The sequence below is a fragment of the Streptococcus sp. 2_1_36FAA genome (assembly GCF_000161955.2).
Classification (GTDB): Bacteria; Bacillota; Bacilli; order Lactobacillales; family Streptococcaceae; genus Streptococcus; species Streptococcus gordonii.
Window position 1 is genome coordinate 352,010 of the sequence record NZ_KI391976.1, and the last position, 17,845, is coordinate 369,854.

Here is a 17,845-nt window from a genome sequence, read left to right on the forward strand (position 1 = left end):
AGCTTACTATTTAAAATAGTAAGCTTAGAAATCTAGATTTATTTTACTTCTACTAAGGCAGAAGACAGGCAGTCAACAATTTCGTTTACTGCTTCATCTATGTTCTCATCTTCCTTATTATTTAGCATCATTGGAATAACATAAGAAAGGCTCAAGGCTAAAATATAGCGAACAATTCTTTCATTGGACCAATCTCGGATAACACCATTTTCTTTAAACTGATTCAGAACTGGACTAATTGGCTTAATGATAGAGTGAACAATAACATTCCCTAACTGGTCAGAAATATTTTTATCAATAAAAGAACGACTCAAGAGAATTTTAACTTGCATGTGATTCTCCTGAATGAAGACTAGTCTATCTCGAACAATGCTTCTCAAAAACACTGGAAAACTCACTTGATTCGCTGTAAATTTCTTCTCAGAAAAATCAGCAATCACATCTGGAATAACCTGTTTAAGAAAAGTTGACAGAATAGCTTCTAAGATGCCTTCCTTGGTTTTAAAGTAACTAAAAACGGTCCCTTCTGAAACTCCAGCCTCCTTAGCAATAAGGCTGGCTGTTGTATTTTCAAAGCCGATTTCTGAAAACAACTTTAAACTTGATAATAACACTTGACGTTGTTTTAAACTCAAGTTGCTATTTTCTAATGTCTGAGCATACTTTTGTTCTATACTTTCCATTGCTAGCCCCTCTCTGCTACTCTCTTACTTTTACAACTTTCTTACCTCGTGTGTGTCCCGACTTCAGACTACGATATGACTCTCTAACTGACTTTAGAGAAAAATCATAAACCTGATCAATATTCAGCCGAACCTTCCCTTCTGAGACCATTTCCGCTAGAGTGTTCAAATCATCATATGTGGAATGTCTTGGACCCGTGAACTGAGCACCTTTTATCATAACATATGGTGAAGGTACTAGCGTTCCAATAGCTGTGCCCTTCAATCCCAAACTGAAAGCCAATTTAACATAATCACTTCCATAGCAATCCAAGAATTTTGTAATCGGTTTTGGACTTGCTGATAGAAGAACATTCTGGATGTTCTCTTCGTAAGCTACTGGTATGGCACCTAAGGACTTCAGATATTCTGAATTCTTCTTACTTGCAATGCCGATAACCGTTGCACCCTTAGCAACTGCATACTGTACTGCAATACTTCCAATACCTCCTGCCGCTGCTGAAATAACTACAACATCTTTAGAACTCAACTCAATTTTTCTAAAAGCACCTCCCACAGTTAAAGAGGCTACCCCCATAGTAGCAGCATGATTCATATCAATCATATCTGGTTTCAATACAATTTCCGATTCATTGACACAAATTTCTGTGGCCAAAGCTCCCCTCTTGGTCCCCAATCCAGGGTCACTGATCATTGTTCCAAAAACCTTATCCCCTACTGCAAACCGACTTACCCCTTCACCAATTTCTGTGATGACTCCAGCGAAATCCCGACCAACACCTCTTGGAAAGAGAGATGATTTTGACTCAAACCAACGACTTGGGTACCTAATTTTTGTCATAAAAGATAGAAAACGAAGTGGCTTTGCACCCTCAAAAGTCTTATAATCAATAGGATTTAACCCAACTGCATAAACTTCTACCCTAACTTGATTCTCTTTCAAAGAATCAGATTTAATGTTCACTAAATCTAACACTTCTTCATCACCGAAACGACTATATTGTATTGCTTGAACAACCATTGTATGAACTCCTTTGTTTATCTATAAATTGAGTGAGCGCTCAATCATTTTTCTTGATTGTACGCTTATTCTTCAAAGAAGTCAACTATACTGTTCCCACAACTTCTAACTAAGTTAGCTATTCATGATAAAAATGGATCTAATTTCAGTATCTTGGTAAAATAAAAAAATACTGCTGGTTCAATAGCTCTATATTCCCTCATGAAAGATTTTCAAACTAGAACTCAAAGAAATCCGACTGCTTATAAAAGCAGTCGGATTTTTATATATCTAATTTTTCAAAAAATTTGCCTGCTACCTGCTTTTCTTTTAGCTTCTCCAGCAGCTCATTCTCCAGAAAAGGACTCAGGTCGTCAAAATCTTGGCAAACCTTAAAAACCGTCTCTCTGTCCATCTGACCGTAAGCTAATTCGTAATAGTCCTTATTATGATGCCAGTTCTGGTCATAGTTGACATCTGTCCGTTGATAGTAAACAATGTTTTGCTTCGGAGTCAGGTAAAGCTTCTGCGTCAGAATGCTTTTCTGATCTTTGGACAGCTTGCTGCGGCTGAAAATTTTAACACCTTGAAAAATCTTGCGCTCATGGATACCTTGATTTGTGACTTTTAATTCAATTCTTTTATAATGCATACTGATACCTCCAGAAATCACCTACATTATATCAGGTTCTGGTAGATTTTCAAGCAAAAATGTGTCATTTCCAAAAGTCTTTAGTCGCTTCTAAAATTTCTTCTGTCGGTGTCACGGTAGCCTCAATAATGCTTTTGCCAGTCTCTTTCAGATAAGCTTGTATCAGATGATAGCCATAAGCATAGCCCGCAGCATAGGGCATACCAACCGGAATTTGACCCTGTATCTCTGCAATTTCATCACCGTAGAGATAAGGAGCCATTTCCGCCATCCCAGTTAGCTGAAGCTGACTTGAGATGATGGGCTTAATATCTTCTAACTGATCGGAACTGGTTGAAGTAACCCAAGGCCCAATGAGATCTTTGCCATAGAGCTCAGCAGCAAAAGACTCTGCCAGACCTTCACTGACTACCCAGTCTGCTAGTGTCGTCTGCTGGTTCCATTTGATAAATTGGAAGCGGACATTGTGGTTGCACTCGTGGGCTAACGCAGCCTGCACACGTGGCAAAGTATAGTCATTCGGTAGCAGACTAAGCATGAGGTAGCCTGGAATTCCACCATCTCCGCTATAACCCTTATTGAGCTGTAGCATAGGCTTTTCTGGATTGCCCAATAAAATAGTAAAATGATAATCCTCAACCTCTAAATCATAGCCAGCCTGCTCAAAAAGACCTATACTCCTCTTGATGGTATCTTGGCAATTTTGCCAGAGTTGATCAGAGCTCAGAGCATCGATAGCCGGTCTATCCTTTTCTGATAGAGTTCCGGGCAACAGATTCATAAAGCCAAGTAGAAACAGAGCATCAAATCCTCCGGGATACTTTGCTTTTAAAGGAATGTGTTGAGTTTGGTATTTCTTTGCAAAAGGTGCTAATATTTTAGCTCGAAAGCAACCTTCTCTCTTTTCTAAAGGAAGCTCGAGCATCTCTTGATAAACTTTATCCGAACGAATCATATTGATTTTCATGGTAATCTCCTTTTCTAATTTTCACCAGTATACACCCTCCTCTAAGGTCAGAGTCAAGAAAAAGATTTGAAACTTATCTAAAATCTTCTTATCGTTTATGAAATCAGCTACTTCCACTTGAAGATTTTTGAGAAGATAGGGAATGACCAGCTAGGACCAGCATTGCTTTCACTAGCTTTCTATTGTATAATGGAGAAATACTCTGTGGCGCATTCAGATAATACGAATCTAATGAGTATGATTTTTTCTGCTTTCTGAGCAATTAAAAAGCCACTGAACTAATTTATCTATCAACGAGAGAGCTCTGCTTTCTTACACCCAAGCTTCAGCAATTTCTTTAACTGTTGGAGCAGACTTTCTATCGTAACGAAAGGAATAGCCATGCTTCATCGAATAATTCTTACTTGGAAAAAACAAATCTTATTAAACGAATTTCACTGGGTATCCTATGCGGGGCTTTATTAGCTGTCCTCTTTCCCCAAGCTTCAGCAATTGGCCTGTTGGGTGAAATTTTCGTTGGCGGTCTAAAAGCAATTGCCCCTCTCTTGGTTTTTGCTCTTGTAGCCAATGCTCTTTCTCAGCAGAAGAAGGGAGAAAAGAGCAATATGAAAACAGTGATTATGCTCTATCTGTTGGGAACATTTGCGGCTGCCCTTGTTGCAGTTCTTATTGGCTTTGTCTTTCCGCTTGAAATTGATTTGGCAGACGCTAAACAGTCCCTCTCACCTCCCGACGGCATCGGACAAGTTCTAAGCAACCTCTTGCTAAAGCTGGTTGACAATCCCCTCAATGCTCTTATTTCAGCTAATTATATCGGCGTTCTCTCTTGGGCTGTAGTTTTTGGGATTGCCATGCGCGAAGCGAGTCATCACAGCAAGGATCTGCTTCGAACCTCAGCCGAAGTTACTTCTAAAATCGTCGAATGGATCATCAACCTCGCCCCCTTCGGGATTTTAGGGCTGGTTTACACTACCATTTCCGGCAAGGGATTTCAAGCACTGCAAAGTTATGGCTTATTGCTCTTAGTCCTAATTGCCACCATGCTGATTGTCGCCCTGATTATCAATCCCCTGATCGTCTTTATCATGCTTCGAAAAAACCCCTATCCTCTTGTTTGGCGTTGCCTCAGAGTTAGCGGTGTTACAGCATTCTTTACACGTAGTTCTGCAGCCAATATTCCTGTTAACATGAAACTTTGTCGAGACTTAAATCTAAACCCTGAAACTTATTCTGTCTCGATTCCTCTAGGGGCCACCATCAATATGGCTGGTGCTGCGATCACTATTAATACTTTGACCCTTGCTGCTGTTCATACTTTGGGAATTCAAGTAGACTTTGCGACTGCTTTTGTCTTGAGCATCGTTGCAGCTATCTCTGCTTGCGGTGCGTCCGGAGTTGCAGGTGGCTCTCTTCTGCTGATTCCTGTAGCTTGTAGCCTCTTTGGCATTTCCAATGATTTGGCTATGCAAGTCGTTAGTGTTGGCTTCGTGATAGGAGTCATTCAGGATTCTTGCGAAACTGCCTTGAACTCCTCTACAGATGTCCTCTTTACTGCTGTTGCAGAAATGAGAAACTGGCCTAAAGAAGATCGCTAATAAAAAAACCAAGCTCATCCTATCAATAGGAAAGTTTGGTTTTTTATTTATCTTTAGTTGATTCATTAAAATGATCGCTATTTTTTTGATTTGGGCTTCATCCACTTATCTTCACCATAAGTTACGGTATAGGAATGCTCATCCCCCTGCTCACCATCAAACACTAAGTCGAAGCTAATCGTCTTCCCAGGAATTAAATCCATCCCTACCTGAGCATGGTCAAAGGTAGAACCATCTAAAATATAAAGATTTCCTTTTTCATCATATAAGTCGAAATTATAGGGATTTAATAATATCCTCCGATTGGAAGTATTCTTAACCTTTATAGACACAACAACAGCAACTCCAGCAGCATCGTCACTCATCTTTTTATTAGTATCCATCTTTGCTGACTGAACAGTGATTTTAGTTCCATTTTGAAAAAAGACAGCATCGCCAAAATAATGATTAGGATGCTCATTTTTATAATCGTAAGCCCGATATGAACTATTTATCCTGCCATTTATCTTCAAACTATCCTCTGAAAGGCTGAAATTAATGAGCAGTAAAGCAACTGTTACCAAAGATAGAATAATGACCAAGCCAGTACTGATGACACTGACCCAAAATAATGGCTGTTTATGTAAAGGCTTCTTAATTTGATAGAGATTCCCATCGGCATCAATCATTTCGTGTGGGGGATCATGTTTCATATTTTCTCCTCTATCTAAAGGACTAGCTTTAGAATATTAATTTGGCAAATCAATGCCTTCCTTTAGTAAAGCTTCATGATAAAGTCTGTAAAAGGAATGGTAAATTTTAGTTTGAGTCCCACTTTGAACCATCATGCTAACACGAAAAACAAACTGGCTATTTTCTTCTAACTGAGGTCCCAAAATATCTGGCTCTTGTAAAATTTCAGGATAATCTTTAAGGGATGCTTGGTTGACTTTCTCAATCACACGAGCAATATTATCTAAATCTGTTTGTGCATTAATCGGAATATCAATCAAAACCCGCATATCTCCACGCGAAAGATTGCTGACGACCATAATATTGCGATTAGGAATATAGTGAAGCGAGCCATCTGCATCCCGAATCTGAGTTGTTCGAATCCCGACACTAACGACTGTTCCCGCTATATTGATAGGACCATTGGTCAAGCGAACACTGTCGCCTACATCTAGCTGACGCTCCAAAAGAATAAAGAAGCCATTGACCAGATCCGATAGAAAGCCTTGCGCCCCCATTCCGATAGCTACTCCGGCAATCCCTGCACCAGCTAACAGACTAGAAACTGGCAAACCTAAAATGGATAAAATCCAATAGATCAAAAGAAAATAAAGGGCATAATTGAGAACATTCTCTATCAAGCGACTAATGGTTTTCTGTCTGGCGATATCAGTACTAGAAAACTTTAAGGATGGGGAGATAATTCTTCTAACAAAGACATGAAGAAGCTTCTTGGCAATATAAAATAAGATAAATAAAAAGAGCAGAGAAATCAACTTGGAAACAGCATCATCTACAATAGCCGTCCAATCAAACTGCTTAAAATAACGAGAAAAAATATTACTTGAAAAAAACATTGCTTACCTCATACAATCACATTTATTCCAGTACCAGAAGAAATATAATCTATTATAACACAAAGCCCATACTTGAAAAAGGCTAGATCCCTAAGACATCTTAAAAAAAGCTGGGACAGTCTTTTGACTTGTCCCAACTTTCTTTATTTCTTCTCTCGACGTGCAGCCATAGGCAGAAGCAAGCCTAGACCCAAGAGGGCTATCGGAGTGATAATATTCGTGATGAGAGCAAACCACCACTCAGTCGGATGAGTTGCCATATCTACTTGTGGAGCCATACCCAGAATACAAGCAAAGGCCGTAAAGGCTAATCCCCAAGCTCCCATTAGAAAACCTAGTCTACGATTTTTCATAAATTTGTATTCAACGTTTTTAAATTTGTCCCATTTACGATACAAGAACATATAAGCTACAAATACCCAAAGGAAACACATGGGAGAAACGATAGCATTGAGATTGGTCATCCATACGACCAGACCATCGATTTCCTTCAATCCAAAAAGTGGCAGTACAATGATAATTGCTACTAGTACCCCTGTTAAGAGATAGCCATTAATCAGCATTCCTGACTTGGTACGCTTACGCAACCAGCTTGGAATAAAATCTTTATCTGCGCTACCCAAAAAGATTTGTAGAGGCGCATCGATACAAATAGCTAGTGTAGCCGCTTGTCCTATTGCTTGGGTAAGAGCATAGATAGTAACTAAGAAATTGCCTATTCCCCAATGCTTTCCTAAAACAGCAAAGGCTTGGTAGGCGCCATTCCTCATCAAATCGGCTGGGATATGGTTGCTATCAAAAATCATGGCCATGGCAAGAGAGCCTAAAATGGCACAGGCTCCTATCATGACAACCATAGCTATCATACCTTTTGGAAAGCCCTTTGCAGGATTTTTCACTTTATTAACATAAGGAGAGATAGCTTCCGCTCCTCCTACTGAGAAGACTAAGAGTGCAATCGTTGTAAAATAGGAGAAGTCAAATTTTGGAATATAAGTCGATAACTGGTCCATATGTTGAGTGGCCAATTGTAGATCTGGCTTAATCAATGGCACACCAACAGCCATTAGAATAAAGAGAACCGACATGACCAGCATGGCTCCACCGGCTAATGTTCCCAAAAATTTCAAGGCTTTCAAACCCTTGGTCGAAATATACAAAAGGAGAAGGAAAGTTAGTAAAGAAAGGCAGACAATCATGGGCATGGACAGACTATCCAAAATCCTTCCATTTCCTTGAAAGGCCCATCCTAAAGCAATTAAGATTGTTTGAGGTTTTTGGGCCAAATATGGTATCTGCACAACCCAGTAGGTCCAAGCCGCAAAAAAAGCTAGCTGTTTGGTAGAAGTAAACTTAATCCAGTCACTAACCCCACCTTCACTATCCTTAAAAGTTGAACCTAGTTGCCCAACCATTAATGTGTAAGGAATAAAATAGATAATCAGCAACAGAATCCATGAAGTGATCACGACAATTCCCTGCTGAGCAAAATTATTCACGACATTGCCTAAGCCCCAAACAATATTAAAGGCTATCAAGGCTATCATGAGCCAACTTAACTGCTTAGAATCTTTTTCTTCCATACGATTTCCTCCTTCCAATCGTTAAAAGCTCTTTTGTCTCTCAAATAGAGGCAGCAGTTGGATAAATTATTAATATATTTCACTGTTATTATAACACTTTAAAAAACAAAATAAAGCGCTTTCGTATTTCGTTTCTGTTTCATTTTTTCCATTAAAGAAGAGCATAAAAAGAACAATAAATCATCTGTACCTCTTGCTGATCCCTTCTCAACATTTAGAAAAAATAAAAAAATTCCCTAGCTAAGCAGAGAATTCTTATTTTTCCAAACAATTTTTTAAAATAAAAATCGATTGAGGAACATCTGAGAAAACTTGGCTTAAAAATCCCAAATGTTGCTGATCTTTGCTATCTAAAGCTACGGTGTGCTTAACATTTACAGTGCCATCATTGTTCTCAATGATCTGATGACCAAAAAGGATATCTCCAAACGGAGTCGCTGTTTTATCCCAAAATTCCTCAAAGGGCTTGACAAGTGTCAGCTGATATTCCATTGGGGGCATTCCTTCGAGTTCCATCGTCCCACAAGAACCTGTCTTAAATTCACCATTTAATGTAATATTTTTTAAATCTTCTTCCCAGTCATACCACTTTTCAATATTTTCATAGTAGCTCCATACATCTTCTTTTGATGCTTTTATGGTTAAACTAAAACTAAATTCCATTACAAAATCTCCTTTATAATATGTACACTTATTATAAGTGTATTTACAAAAATTGTCAAATGGTTTTCCACTCTAGCATTAGCATTTCTTCTAAATGAGCTACCTGCTTTGGTTCTTCTTTTCATACTGATAAAATGGAATCAGAACGATGCCTTGGTCGTATGGCTTGATTTTCGCTCTCTTATTTAACCATTTAGGCAATAGTGCGATTCCTTTCCCGTTTTCAACTAAGCTGATAATGTTCTCAAAAGAATCAATTTCTACAACTGATTTTAAATGAGCAAACTTCATTAAGCTTTGTTTTCTAAAAGGACAATTTTCATCTTTATTAACAAATATAGGCATTTCCTCAGTAGCCTTTATGCTACTCGAACAAGCATAAACTGACTCAATGTGTCCGATAGTCTCATCATAATGCTTTAAATTTTCAATTTTTTGAAAGCAAAAAATTTTATCAAATTCTTCCTGATGAGCAATGATTGGTATATCCGAAGTTTTTTGGATATTAATTTCGCTTTTATCCAAATTAATTGTTTGTGAATTATTAATATCGTGATTGAATAACAATTCTGAAATTAAGATGGATATTTTTGAGGTTTCACATTTCTTTTTTAATTTCTCTAAATTGTTAGAAGTTTCCTTACAAAATTGATAAAATAAGTCTCCACTTTCTGTCGGAATTAAACCATTATATTTTCTGTAAAATAATTTCGTATCTAATTCAGTTTCAAGCACCTTCAATCTAGCGCTGAGATTAGATTGCGCATATTGTAAGATCTTTGAACTTTTGTTTATTGACCTTGTCTCATAGATTGTCACAAAAATGCTCATATCATTAAAATTCATTTAAAACACCCTATCACTTTTTGTGATAATTATATCATTTTTAAGTATTATTCAACATGATATAAATCATTTATACTGTTAATAGTTCATTAGAAAAGGAGTACTGCTATGCAAGCAATGCAATATACTATAAAATTACCATCAGATTATGATATGGATATCATTAGACAACGTGTCCGAAATACAGGTCATTTAATGGATGGATTCGACGATTTGTTTTTCAAAGTTTATTTAATCTCTGAAAAGTCTGAAGGCCAATTATTTAATAGTTACTGTCCGCTATATATTTGGAAAAATACCAACGGAATGACAAAATTCATATTTGATGGTTACTTTGATCATATTTTAAATTCGTTTGGCTGGCAAAATATTGAAATCGGAGTGACTTCATCAGTCGAAATATCTGATCATTTTGACTCAAGTAAATATGCTACATTAGAAGTCATTGATATAGAAGTATCTGAAAGTTTAAAATCCTTTACCATTCATGAGCAAATGCAAACCAACGAAAGCGGCAAAGTTGTTATTTTTAATCCTGATAAATGGAAAAAATGTATCTTTACTTTTTATACCAATAAACCCGACACACAACTACCAACATTTGAAATTTTACACATTTCACAATAAGCACCTATGATAAGTAATAGGGAAACGCCTGAACAAACACTTCTTCGCTATTTTTCACACTATGAGAGTATACTTGCTCTTCCCAAAATTGTATGACCTTTACTGTCATCAGCTAAATGAAAAAATCGTTACGCTATGTAACGATTTTTTTAGCTATGATATTAACTCAATTCCGCGATAATAGCCTTGAGCTGGTCTTTGGTGTGAACACCTGCGACTTGCTTAACGACTTGACCATCTTTCTTGAAGAGAAGGGTCGGAATGGACATAATGCCAAATTCACGGGCAGTATTTGGATTTTCATCCACATCCATTTTGAGGATTTTCAATTCGTCTTCATGAACTTCCTCTGCCAACTGCTCCAAGATAGGTGCCTGCATGCGACATGGACCGCACCAAGTTGCCCAAAAGTCAATCAGAACCAATCCGTCTTTTGTTTCTTCTGCGAATGTTGCATCTGTAACTGCTGCTACCATAAATTTTCTCCTTTAATAGCTTACTTTTGATAACATTTTACACCAAAAGCCAGAGAAAGAAAAATATTTGCTACGGATAGGACCTTAGTCACTCAATGAGAAGTGGTTGACCATGAGATTGCTGGCATCCAAGAGTACTTTCTCCAAGAGATGGTCTGTCGCTTCTTGCACCTTGTCGCTCATGGCTTGATTTTCAGCTTCAAAGTCAACATCCTCACCCTTAGCCAAAGCTCGGTCCACCCGACCTATCATTTCATGACCCCAGGCCATAGTCTTTTCCTGATAATCATCCAAGTCTCCGACATGACTGCTAAAATGAGCATCAGCCAGCCCAGCAATCAGTCGATTGGCCCAGTAGAAAGAATCCGTGGAAACCTTGTCCGTCGTATTGGCAAAGTAGTCTGGCGTTGTTGAGACTTGAGTAAAGAAAGGAACGGCTGTATTGTAAGGCATGGAGCCGTAGGACAGCCACTGGATCCCTGTCGTTTCCTGCGGTTGATTAGGGCGTAGCTGCAAGATGGCTGTCTGACTGGTCCGATTGATTCCAATAGTCCGAAAGGCCCGTCTACTGTAGTGGTCGCCCTCTACTCCATAAGGATCATAAGGCGAATCCTGATAGTGACTGCTCAGGACATACTTGACATCTTCGATCGTGATCTTGCGGTAAGGCTTGCGGCACCATGGAATAAAGAAACTCCTTGGATCTTGCTCCGTTTCTGGATTGAGAAAACGCTGGATATCCCAAGCTCGCGGCGTATTGTAATGGCGATCCTTATCCTTCTGGCTACCAAAAGCATAGCGGGGATTGAAGCCCTCATCTGAGTAATTCAGATTGAGATGATTTTCCTCAATAAAGTTTTTGAGATTTGGATGACAGAGGAAGTGCTCTGGATTGTCAAATTCAAAATAGTCACTGCCCAACTGATTTGGATTGGTCACATAGGCATCGTCTGGTACGCGTCGCGCCATCCAATGGTGACCGCCAATGGTTTCCAGCCACCAGATTTCGTTGACATCTGAGATTGCAATTCCATTGGACTCATAAGTGCCGTATTCCTCTAAGATTTTCCCTAAGCGTAGAACCCCTTCACGAGCCGTTTTGATATAAGGAAGAACCAGCGTAAGGATATCTTCCTCGCTGATACCTGACTCTACCAAAGGATCTGCCCCCAGCACGCGGCTGTTGGTCGTAATCGTTTCCGTCGCGCTAACAGCAACATTGTAGCTGTTAATTCCAGCTGCTCCCCAAATCCCATCTTTGGGAACTGCGTCTGGCACTGCCGTATAGCGGACTGGATTGTCCGGCAAATCCATCTCAAAAGATGTCAAAACTGACTGATAATGACGGGGCTGGTCTTGTGGCTCCACTACGACAAATTTCTTGGGCGTAAAGACCCCATTTTGTGAATCCTCTGTACGAGCCACAATGGTTGAACCGTCGTAACTGGCCTTCTTGCCTACCAAAATAGTCGTGCAGGAATCTGATGCATGCTTTATTCTCATTATTTTCCCTCCGGTACTCTTTATGCTACTTACATTATAGCAAAAAGCAGGCCCTCATAAAAGAACCTGCTGTTATCTCTACGCTGAAACTTCCAATGCCCTATTCGATTTTCAAGACATAGGTATGTTCTTTGTAAAGCTCATCAATCTCAAAATGCTCTAAATCTTCTTTCCTTGAGACAATATAATGCCCTTCTCTTTGATAATAGCCTAAAGAATTTCCTGACTTGTCTGTCAGGCAGATTGTCTGCTGCTTAGTATCAACACTGAAAGAAAACGGTGTTTGATCTTTGGGGCGTCCGACAACTAAATAATCTTGACAAATCAGCTTGCCGCCCCACTTCTGATAGAGGTGATTTGCCTGCTCTCCGTCTCTGGTAAAGATGATCAAGGCCTCAACTTTCTTTTCATGCAGCTGCTCCCAAGCACTATGAAAGAGTTGGCTAGCTATCCCTTGATTCTGAAAATCAGGATGGACAGCCAGATTAGCAAAGTAAGCTATCTTTTTTCCTGGATAATATGGATAAGAATGACTTGCTTCCTCAGTGTAAATCCCAATATCCAGAAGCCCAACAACCTGATCATCTTCTACTGCTATGAGCTCAACCGAATCTTGGTAAGGTTCTTCAGTAAACTCATCCTTGTAACGGCTCATATCATCAAAGAAAGGCGAAAAGAGATAACTCAAAGCTTTTGTATAAACCCAACTTTCCTCATAAATCGAGTCATAGATTTGTATTTTCATTTCTGGCCTCTTACTTAAAGATCACAATCGTTGCACCGCTGCCGCCAGCATTTTGCGGAGCATAGCCGAAGGACTTGACGTGCTTGTTGCGGCGGAGGTATTTTGTCACCCCTTCACGAATGACACCAGTCCCAATACCATGGATAATATCCACTTGAGCCATATTATTAAGAAGGGCCTGATCAATAAATTCATCTAGCTCTTTCATAGCTTCTTCGTAGCGTTTGCCTCGCAAATCCAGTCTGGCTTTCGGACCAGCAGTATTGGCCCGCTTGACCACATTGACCTGCTTGCGCTTAGGTTGTTGCTCTTTTTCAGCCTTGAGAAGATTAAATTCCTGTTCCTCTAGAGTCATCTTGATGAGACCTACCTGAGCTTCCCAGCGGCCGTCCTTGAGCTGCTTGACCAAGGTTCCCCGCTGACCATAGCTAGTGACTAGGATATCGTCTCCCACCTTGGGCGCCCGATGTTTCTTAGCCTGCTTGAGCACCTTATTCTTTGATAAATCAACCGTTTCTGGTGCCAACTTTTTGAGTTGAGACTTGGCTTCGATAATCTCATGAGGTTTGAGACTGGACTTAGCATGGAGATTTTGGAGAATGCTCTCACTCTCTGATAGAGCCAAATCAACGATTTCCTGAGCTTCCAAGCGTGCCTTATTGAGTTCGGTTTCTTTTTCTCGGTTAAACTCATTGTAAAGTTTTTTGAGGGCTCGGTTAAATTTGAGATTTTCCTGCTCCACCTCGCGGATATTATCCAAGCGCTTGCGACTTTCCAGCGTCTGCTCTTCCAGGCGCTCAATAATCCGATTGACATCGCTGTCTGTGTTGGTCTGCTCTTGGGCATGGCTAACGATAAGTTCAGACAAGCCTAAGCGGCGAGCGATTTCAAAGGCATTAGAACGACCAGGCACTCCCTGCATAAAGCGATAGGTCGGCCTTAAACTATCTGTATCAAACTCCATGCTGGCATTTTCCACCCAATCCATCTCAATCCCATAGGCTTTGAGCTCAGGATAGTGGGTTGTCGCCATTGTTTTAATCTGTCTTAGTCGCAGATCTTCCAAGATAGCAATAGCCAGAGCCGCTCCCTCTTGCGGGTCAGTTCCAGCTCCCAGCTCATCCAGCAGAACCAGACTCTCGCTATCAACCTGCTCTAAAATAGAGACAATATTGGTCATGTGACTAGAGAAAGTCGACAGGCTCTGCTCAATGGACTGCTCATCCCCAATATCTGCAAAAATCTGACTGAAAATTCCGACGCGACTGCCCTTGTCCGCCAAAATCGGCAGACCTGATTGGGCCATAATCTGAGCCAGACCCAAGGTCTTCAACATGATGGTCTTACCACCGGTATTTGGTCCAGTAATAACAATCTCTGTTAAATCAGGTCCGAAATGCAAATCATTAGCTACTGCATTTTCAATCAGGGGGTGACGAACCTGTAGCAACTGAATGGCTTGTGTCTCGGATAAGGCTGGCACTACTGCTCCTCGTTCTCTCATAAAGGCCAATTTGGCCATCACCAAGTCAAGATGACCGATAATCCAAGCATTGTTGGCAATTTCAGTTGCATGAGGGCGAATCATAGCAGATAGTTCTTGCAAAATTCGCAAGAGTTCGTAGCGCTCGTCCGCCTTGTAGTTGGAAATTTCCTCATTGAGGTTAACCACTGCCCTAGGCTCGATATAAATGGTCGTTCCACTGGCAGAAATGTCATGCACCACTCCTGGAATCCGATTTCGATAGGTGTTTTTAACCGGCAGCACATTGCGGCCATTCCGGCTGGCTATCACTTGATCTGCCAGCATGTCTCCCTTGTTTTTGAGAATTTCTTGCAAAAGATCTCGTACCTTGCTTTCATTCTCTTGGATCTTACGACGGATTCGCCCCAGATCCTCACTGGCAAAACTTTCAATAAAGCCCCCGTCGTTGACAGCTAACAGACTCCCTTGAATAGCAGGGAAATCGACTAGATTTTCAAAAACACGGTTCAATTCTTGAAGTCGAACATTTTCTAAATCATTATAAAAAGTAACCAAGTCATGCGAAACGCGCAAAACCTTTTTTAAAACAAGCAATTCCTCGATATTCAGATCACCATCAAGCTCCAAACGCTTGCTAATAGCAGTGATATCCTTGGTTGCTGCCAAATGAAAATGCGGATCTTCTACTAAAATCTGCTCCATATCTGCAACTTCTAAAAATGCTCTCTCAATTGCCTCTTTTTTTGTGGTCGGCTGTAAAACTTGTAATTCCAACTTTCCCTGCTCCGTTTGCAAAAAGCCTTGGAACAAGTCTTTTATTTTATTAAATTCTAAAGTTTCTAATATTTTTGTATTCATGATAATATCTTTTTCTAGTGAAAAAGAACCCAGCTAGTAGGCCAACTGAGTCCTTTTATCCAATCACCTTGGTAACCCAAAAATACTTCAGGAGACTAGAGGTAATTGGGGTATGGTTAATAATGAAGCTAGCTAAACCACTGTGATTTAAGCGATCTTGAATAAAAGCTAGTGGTACAGTAGCGAAAACCGTTAGGAACATTTCAATGGCAATTAAGGAAATGAAAACAGCAATTACACCGCTCGCAACATTATACCAACGAGAATCCGTATTCCCTTTAGGTACTAAATGGATAAAAATCCCAATGAAGCGACCAATCGCATAAATAAAAGTGTAAATGATAAAAAAAGCTAGGCCAGCGTAGAAGACTTTATCTAAATGAAAGAGCTGATTGTTAGGAAAATAATACGTTGTAGCTCCTTCTGTCGCACTTGAATAAGGGACCCACAAACTTAAAAAGCGGGCTAAACCTTGGTAAGATTGACTAGCGATAAAAAAGGCTACAATAGCTGATAGTAAATAATAAGCCTGAAGGACAATCCCTCTAGAGTAGCCAATATAGAAACTCCATGCCAAAATCAGTAAAATTAGTAGTGAAATAATCATAAAGGCCCCTCTGTTTGCAAAGATTTTTCTTTTATTTCAGTTAGGGCTTTTCGACGCAAACTTTCTAATTCTCTTTCCTTGTCATCAAATTCAATTTCACGATTTAACTGAGTCGACAGACTATTAATGGCAAGCAAAATAGCCAAGGTTTCATCATCCGCTTGGGGCATTCTTTCCTTGATTGCTTGGTATTTTTCTGTCGCGACCTTTTCGACTTCCTCCATAAACAGATTATCAAAACCTGTTGTTAAAGTCATGGTCTTCTTTCCAAAAGTAAACTTATATCGATTCAAATTTGCCATAAAATCACCTCGTTATATTATACCAAATATCAAGCGTTTTGTCAGGTCGGGGCTTACCCCTCTATCCTGCTTTTCTAAAATATGCTTGAAGATAAAAAGTCCGTCAATCTTTTTTTCAACTTTACTCTTTTTTATGTTAAAATAGAAGGCATGGGACAATTCACCTTAACACCGAGTGAGCGGGAGATTCAAGCATTTCTTAAGCAATATAAAAAATATCTCAGCTCTAGTAAAAATCCTTATATCCGTTATTTTTTCCGTTTGGAGCAAGCAACAGCCAGTATCTATACTTCTGGTAAATTACTCCTTCAGGGAGAAGAGGCAGGTAAATATGCTCTTTTTTTCAAAGAGACAGCAGATATCACCCAGCCTCCACAGAAAATCACCTACCAAGCTATGATAGGAACGGATGAGGTTGGTAATGGTTCCTATTTTGGTGGTTTAGCTGTTGTGGCTTCATTTGTCACTAAAGAACAGGAAGATTTTCTCAGAAAATTAGGAGTTGGAGATTCTAAAACCCTGACGGATCAAAAAATTCGCCAATTAGCTCCTATCCTAAAAGAAAAAATCACCCATCAAGCCCTGCTCTTATCACCTAAGAAGTACAATCAAGTCATTGCTTCGGGTTACAATGCTGTTTCGGTCAAGGTTGCCCTTCACAACCAAGCCATCTATCTCTTGCTAGAAAAAGGAATAAAACCTGATCAAATCGTAATTGATGCCTTCACTAGCAGCACCAATTACCAGCGTTATGTCAAGCAAGAGCGAAATCAGGTTAGTCAGGCGATTCATTTAGAAGAAAAAGCTGAAGGAAAATACTTAGCTGTGGCTGTCAGCTCCATCATAGCCCGCGATCTTTTCTTAGAGAATCTAGAGATTCTGAGCCAGGAATTAGGCTACCAATTACCAAGCGGAGCAGGGGCTAAGAGCGATCATGTGGCCAGTCAGATTTTGAAGGCTTATGGTATGGCCGGTCTTGAAACAAGTGCTAAACTACATTTTAAAAATACTCAAAAAGCAAAACAATTACTAGAAAGGTAAGTTATGTCTGGTTTTAGAAAATTTATGAAAGAATGGGGATTTTTCATCCTCTTCATGGCTACTTTGCTCCTCACCCGCCTCTTCCTCTGGTCTCCATTTTTGGTAAGTGGCCACTCAATGGACCCGACCCTTGCTGATGGAGAGTATCTGCTCGAAGTCCGCTATCTCCCCATCGATCGTTTTGATATCGTTGTTGCTAAAGAAACAGATGAAAATGGGAACGAGAAACGGATTGTCAAACGAGTGATTGGTATGCCTGGTGATACCATCAAATATGAAAACGACCAACTCTATATCAATGGTAAGAAAACTGATGAGCCTTACTTAAAAGAATATATTTCTAAATTTAAAAAGGACAAATTGCAGTCGACTTATTCTTACCGGAAGATGTTCCAGCAAATCGCTGAACAAGCCAACTCTTTCACTCAGGACTCTCTAGGTAACTCAACATTCACTGTCGAAGTTCCTAAGGGACACTATTTCCTTCTAGGAGACGACCGACTCGTTTCAAGAGATAGCCGAGAAGTTGGAAACTTCAAGGCCAATCAGATTGAAGGAGAAGCGAAATTACGCTTCTGGCCACTCAATAAGATTGGTATCTTCTAAGTACCATTTGTTAAGCAAATAAGAATCAAGAAATAAA

18 protein-coding genes and 1 pseudogene are annotated in these 17,845 nt (G+C 39.8%); 4 read left to right on the top strand and 15 right to left on the bottom strand.

What is annotated here, in order from left to right; translation table 11 throughout:
* Positions 1–38: 38 nt before the first annotated feature.
* The 4 genes from HMPREF0847_RS09500 to HMPREF0847_RS09515 form a co-directional block, all read right to left on the bottom strand.
* Positions 39–683, bottom strand: a complete 645-nt coding sequence (locus HMPREF0847_RS09500) for a TetR/AcrR family transcriptional regulator (RefSeq protein ID WP_008808290.1) — start codon at positions 681–683, stop codon at positions 39–41.
* Positions 684–699: 16 nt separating this feature from the next.
* Positions 700–1,704, bottom strand: coding sequence for an NADP-dependent oxidoreductase (locus tag HMPREF0847_RS09505; protein WP_008808289.1), 1,005 nt, complete (start codon positions 1,702–1,704; stop codon positions 700–702).
* Positions 1,705–1,966: 262 nt separating this feature from the next.
* Positions 1,967–2,335 carry an EXLDI protein gene (locus tag HMPREF0847_RS09510; RefSeq protein WP_008808288.1) on the bottom strand — a complete coding sequence of 123 codons (369 nt, stop codon included), beginning with the start codon at positions 2,333–2,335 and terminating at the stop codon, positions 1,967–1,969.
* 64 nt (positions 2,336–2,399) lie between these two features.
* Positions 2,400–3,302, bottom strand: coding sequence for a DUF2268 domain-containing protein (locus HMPREF0847_RS09515; RefSeq protein WP_008808287.1), 903 nt, complete (start codon positions 3,300–3,302; stop codon positions 2,400–2,402).
* 381 nt (positions 3,303–3,683) lie between these two features.
* Here HMPREF0847_RS09515 and sstT point away from each other — a divergent pair.
* A pseudogene (sstT, locus tag HMPREF0847_RS09520) lies at positions 3,684–4,897 on the top strand (serine/threonine transporter SstT).
* A gap of 77 nt (positions 4,898–4,974) precedes the next feature.
* Here sstT and HMPREF0847_RS09525 read toward each other — a convergent pair.
* The 5 genes from HMPREF0847_RS09525 to HMPREF0847_RS09545 all read right to left on the bottom strand — a co-directional run bounded on the left by HMPREF0847_RS09525 (position 4,975) and on the right by HMPREF0847_RS09545 (position 9,557).
* On the bottom strand, positions 4,975–5,589 hold the full coding sequence (locus HMPREF0847_RS09525; RefSeq protein WP_008808285.1) for a DUF4352 domain-containing protein: 615 nt from the start codon (positions 5,587–5,589) through the stop codon (positions 4,975–4,977).
* 36 nt (positions 5,590–5,625) lie between these two features.
* Positions 5,626–6,465: a mechanosensitive ion channel family protein gene (locus HMPREF0847_RS09530; RefSeq protein WP_008808284.1), complete on the bottom strand. Its 840-nt coding sequence runs from the start codon at positions 6,463–6,465 to the stop codon at positions 5,626–5,628.
* A gap of 143 nt (positions 6,466–6,608) precedes the next feature.
* Positions 6,609–8,048 carry an APC family permease gene (locus HMPREF0847_RS09535; protein ID WP_020992819.1) on the bottom strand — a complete coding sequence of 480 codons (1,440 nt, stop codon included), beginning with the start codon at positions 8,046–8,048 and terminating at the stop codon, positions 6,609–6,611.
* 255 nt (positions 8,049–8,303) lie between these two features.
* Positions 8,304–8,711, bottom strand: coding sequence for a polyketide cyclase (locus HMPREF0847_RS09540; RefSeq protein ID WP_008808282.1), 408 nt, complete (start codon positions 8,709–8,711; stop codon positions 8,304–8,306).
* Between the two features lie 99 nt (positions 8,712–8,810).
* Positions 8,811–9,557 (bottom strand): LysR family transcriptional regulator, encoded by a 747-nt coding sequence (locus tag HMPREF0847_RS09545; protein WP_020992820.1) that lies wholly within the window; start codon positions 9,555–9,557, stop codon positions 8,811–8,813.
* Between the two features lie 108 nt (positions 9,558–9,665).
* Here HMPREF0847_RS09545 and HMPREF0847_RS09550 point away from each other — a divergent pair, with 108 nt between their 5' ends.
* Entirely contained in the window at positions 9,666–10,184 is a 519-nt protein-coding gene (locus tag HMPREF0847_RS09550; protein ID WP_008808280.1) for a DUF4865 family protein, read from the top strand.
* Positions 10,185–10,345: 161 nt separating this feature from the next.
* Here HMPREF0847_RS09550 and trxA read toward each other — a convergent pair whose 3' ends face one another.
* The 6 genes from trxA to HMPREF0847_RS09580 form a co-directional block, all read right to left on the bottom strand.
* A complete protein-coding gene (trxA, locus tag HMPREF0847_RS09555) occupies positions 10,346–10,660 on the bottom strand; it encodes a thioredoxin (RefSeq protein WP_008808279.1) in 315 nt (104 codons plus the stop codon).
* 84 nt (positions 10,661–10,744) lie between these two features.
* Positions 10,745–12,163, bottom strand: a complete 1,419-nt coding sequence (locus HMPREF0847_RS09560) for a C69 family dipeptidase (RefSeq protein WP_008808278.1) — start codon at positions 12,161–12,163, stop codon at positions 10,745–10,747.
* A gap of 100 nt (positions 12,164–12,263) precedes the next feature.
* Complete coding sequence (locus HMPREF0847_RS09565; RefSeq protein WP_008808277.1) at positions 12,264–12,908, bottom strand: GNAT family N-acetyltransferase; 645 nt, start codon at positions 12,906–12,908, stop codon at positions 12,264–12,266.
* Positions 12,909–12,918: 10 nt separating this feature from the next.
* A complete protein-coding gene (locus tag HMPREF0847_RS09570) occupies positions 12,919–15,252 on the bottom strand; it encodes an endonuclease MutS2 (protein ID WP_008808276.1) in 2,334 nt (777 codons plus the stop codon).
* A gap of 55 nt (positions 15,253–15,307) precedes the next feature.
* A complete protein-coding gene (locus tag HMPREF0847_RS09575) occupies positions 15,308–15,856 on the bottom strand; it encodes a CvpA family protein (RefSeq protein WP_037622645.1) in 549 nt (182 codons plus the stop codon).
* Entirely contained in the window at positions 15,856–16,161 is a 306-nt protein-coding gene (locus HMPREF0847_RS09580; RefSeq protein ID WP_008808274.1) for a hypothetical protein, read from the bottom strand. The genes HMPREF0847_RS09575 and HMPREF0847_RS09580 overlap by 1 nt, the downstream gene beginning before the upstream one ends.
* Before the next feature lie 150 nt (positions 16,162–16,311).
* Here HMPREF0847_RS09580 and rnhC point away from each other — a divergent pair, with 150 nt between their 5' ends.
* Positions 16,312–17,202 carry a ribonuclease HIII gene (gene rnhC, locus HMPREF0847_RS09585; RefSeq protein ID WP_008808273.1) on the top strand — a complete coding sequence of 297 codons (891 nt, stop codon included), beginning with the start codon at positions 16,312–16,314 and terminating at the stop codon, positions 17,200–17,202.
* A gap of 3 nt (positions 17,203–17,205) precedes the next feature.
* The gene (gene lepB, locus HMPREF0847_RS09590; RefSeq protein ID WP_008808272.1) at positions 17,206–17,808 is read left to right on the top strand and encodes a signal peptidase I; all 603 of its coding nucleotides are present in this window, start codon (positions 17,206–17,208) and stop codon (positions 17,806–17,808) included.
* Positions 17,809–17,845 lie beyond the last annotated feature (37 nt).

Bases quoted from the DNA above. Each gene is read 5' to 3' on its own strand.
- HMPREF0847_RS09540 (WP_008808282.1), bottom strand. From the start codon at position 8,711: ATGGAATTTAGTTTTAGTTTAACCATAAAAGCATCAAAAGAAGATGTA.
- HMPREF0847_RS09580 (WP_008808274.1), bottom strand. From the start codon at position 16,161: ATGGCAAATTTGAATCGATATAAGTTTACTTTTGGAAAGAAGACCATG.
- HMPREF0847_RS09550 (WP_008808280.1), top strand. From the start codon at position 9,666: ATGCAAGCAATGCAATATACTATAAAATTACCATCAGATTATGATATG.
- HMPREF0847_RS09560 (WP_008808278.1), bottom strand. From the start codon at position 12,163: ATGAGAATAAAGCATGCATCAGATTCCTGCACGACTATTTTGGTAGGC.
- HMPREF0847_RS09500 (WP_008808290.1), bottom strand. From the start codon at position 683: ATGGAAAGTATAGAACAAAAGTATGCTCAGACATTAGAAAATAGCAAC.
- HMPREF0847_RS09505 (WP_008808289.1), bottom strand. From the start codon at position 1,704: ATGGTTGTTCAAGCAATACAATATAGTCGTTTCGGTGATGAAGAAGTG.
- HMPREF0847_RS09535 (WP_020992819.1), bottom strand. From the start codon at position 8,048: ATGGAAGAAAAAGATTCTAAGCAGTTAAGTTGGCTCATGATAGCCTTG.
- HMPREF0847_RS09545 (WP_020992820.1), bottom strand. From the start codon at position 9,557: ATGAATTTTAATGATATGAGCATTTTTGTGACAATCTATGAGACAAGG.
- rnhC (WP_008808273.1), top strand. From the start codon at position 16,312: ATGGGACAATTCACCTTAACACCGAGTGAGCGGGAGATTCAAGCATTT.
- HMPREF0847_RS09570 (WP_008808276.1), bottom strand. From the start codon at position 15,252: ATGAATACAAAAATATTAGAAACTTTAGAATTTAATAAAATAAAAGAC.
- lepB (WP_008808272.1), top strand. From the start codon at position 17,206: ATGTCTGGTTTTAGAAAATTTATGAAAGAATGGGGATTTTTCATCCTC.
- HMPREF0847_RS09525 (WP_008808285.1), bottom strand. From the start codon at position 5,589: ATGAAACATGATCCCCCACACGAAATGATTGATGCCGATGGGAATCTC.
- HMPREF0847_RS09565 (WP_008808277.1), bottom strand. From the start codon at position 12,908: ATGAAAATACAAATCTATGACTCGATTTATGAGGAAAGTTGGGTTTAT.
- HMPREF0847_RS09510 (WP_008808288.1), bottom strand. From the start codon at position 2,335: ATGCATTATAAAAGAATTGAATTAAAAGTCACAAATCAAGGTATCCAT.
- HMPREF0847_RS09530 (WP_008808284.1), bottom strand. From the start codon at position 6,465: ATGTTTTTTTCAAGTAATATTTTTTCTCGTTATTTTAAGCAGTTTGAT.
- HMPREF0847_RS09515 (WP_008808287.1), bottom strand. From the start codon at position 3,302: ATGAAAATCAATATGATTCGTTCGGATAAAGTTTATCAAGAGATGCTC.
- trxA (WP_008808279.1), bottom strand. From the start codon at position 10,660: ATGGTAGCAGCAGTTACAGATGCAACATTCGCAGAAGAAACAAAAGAC.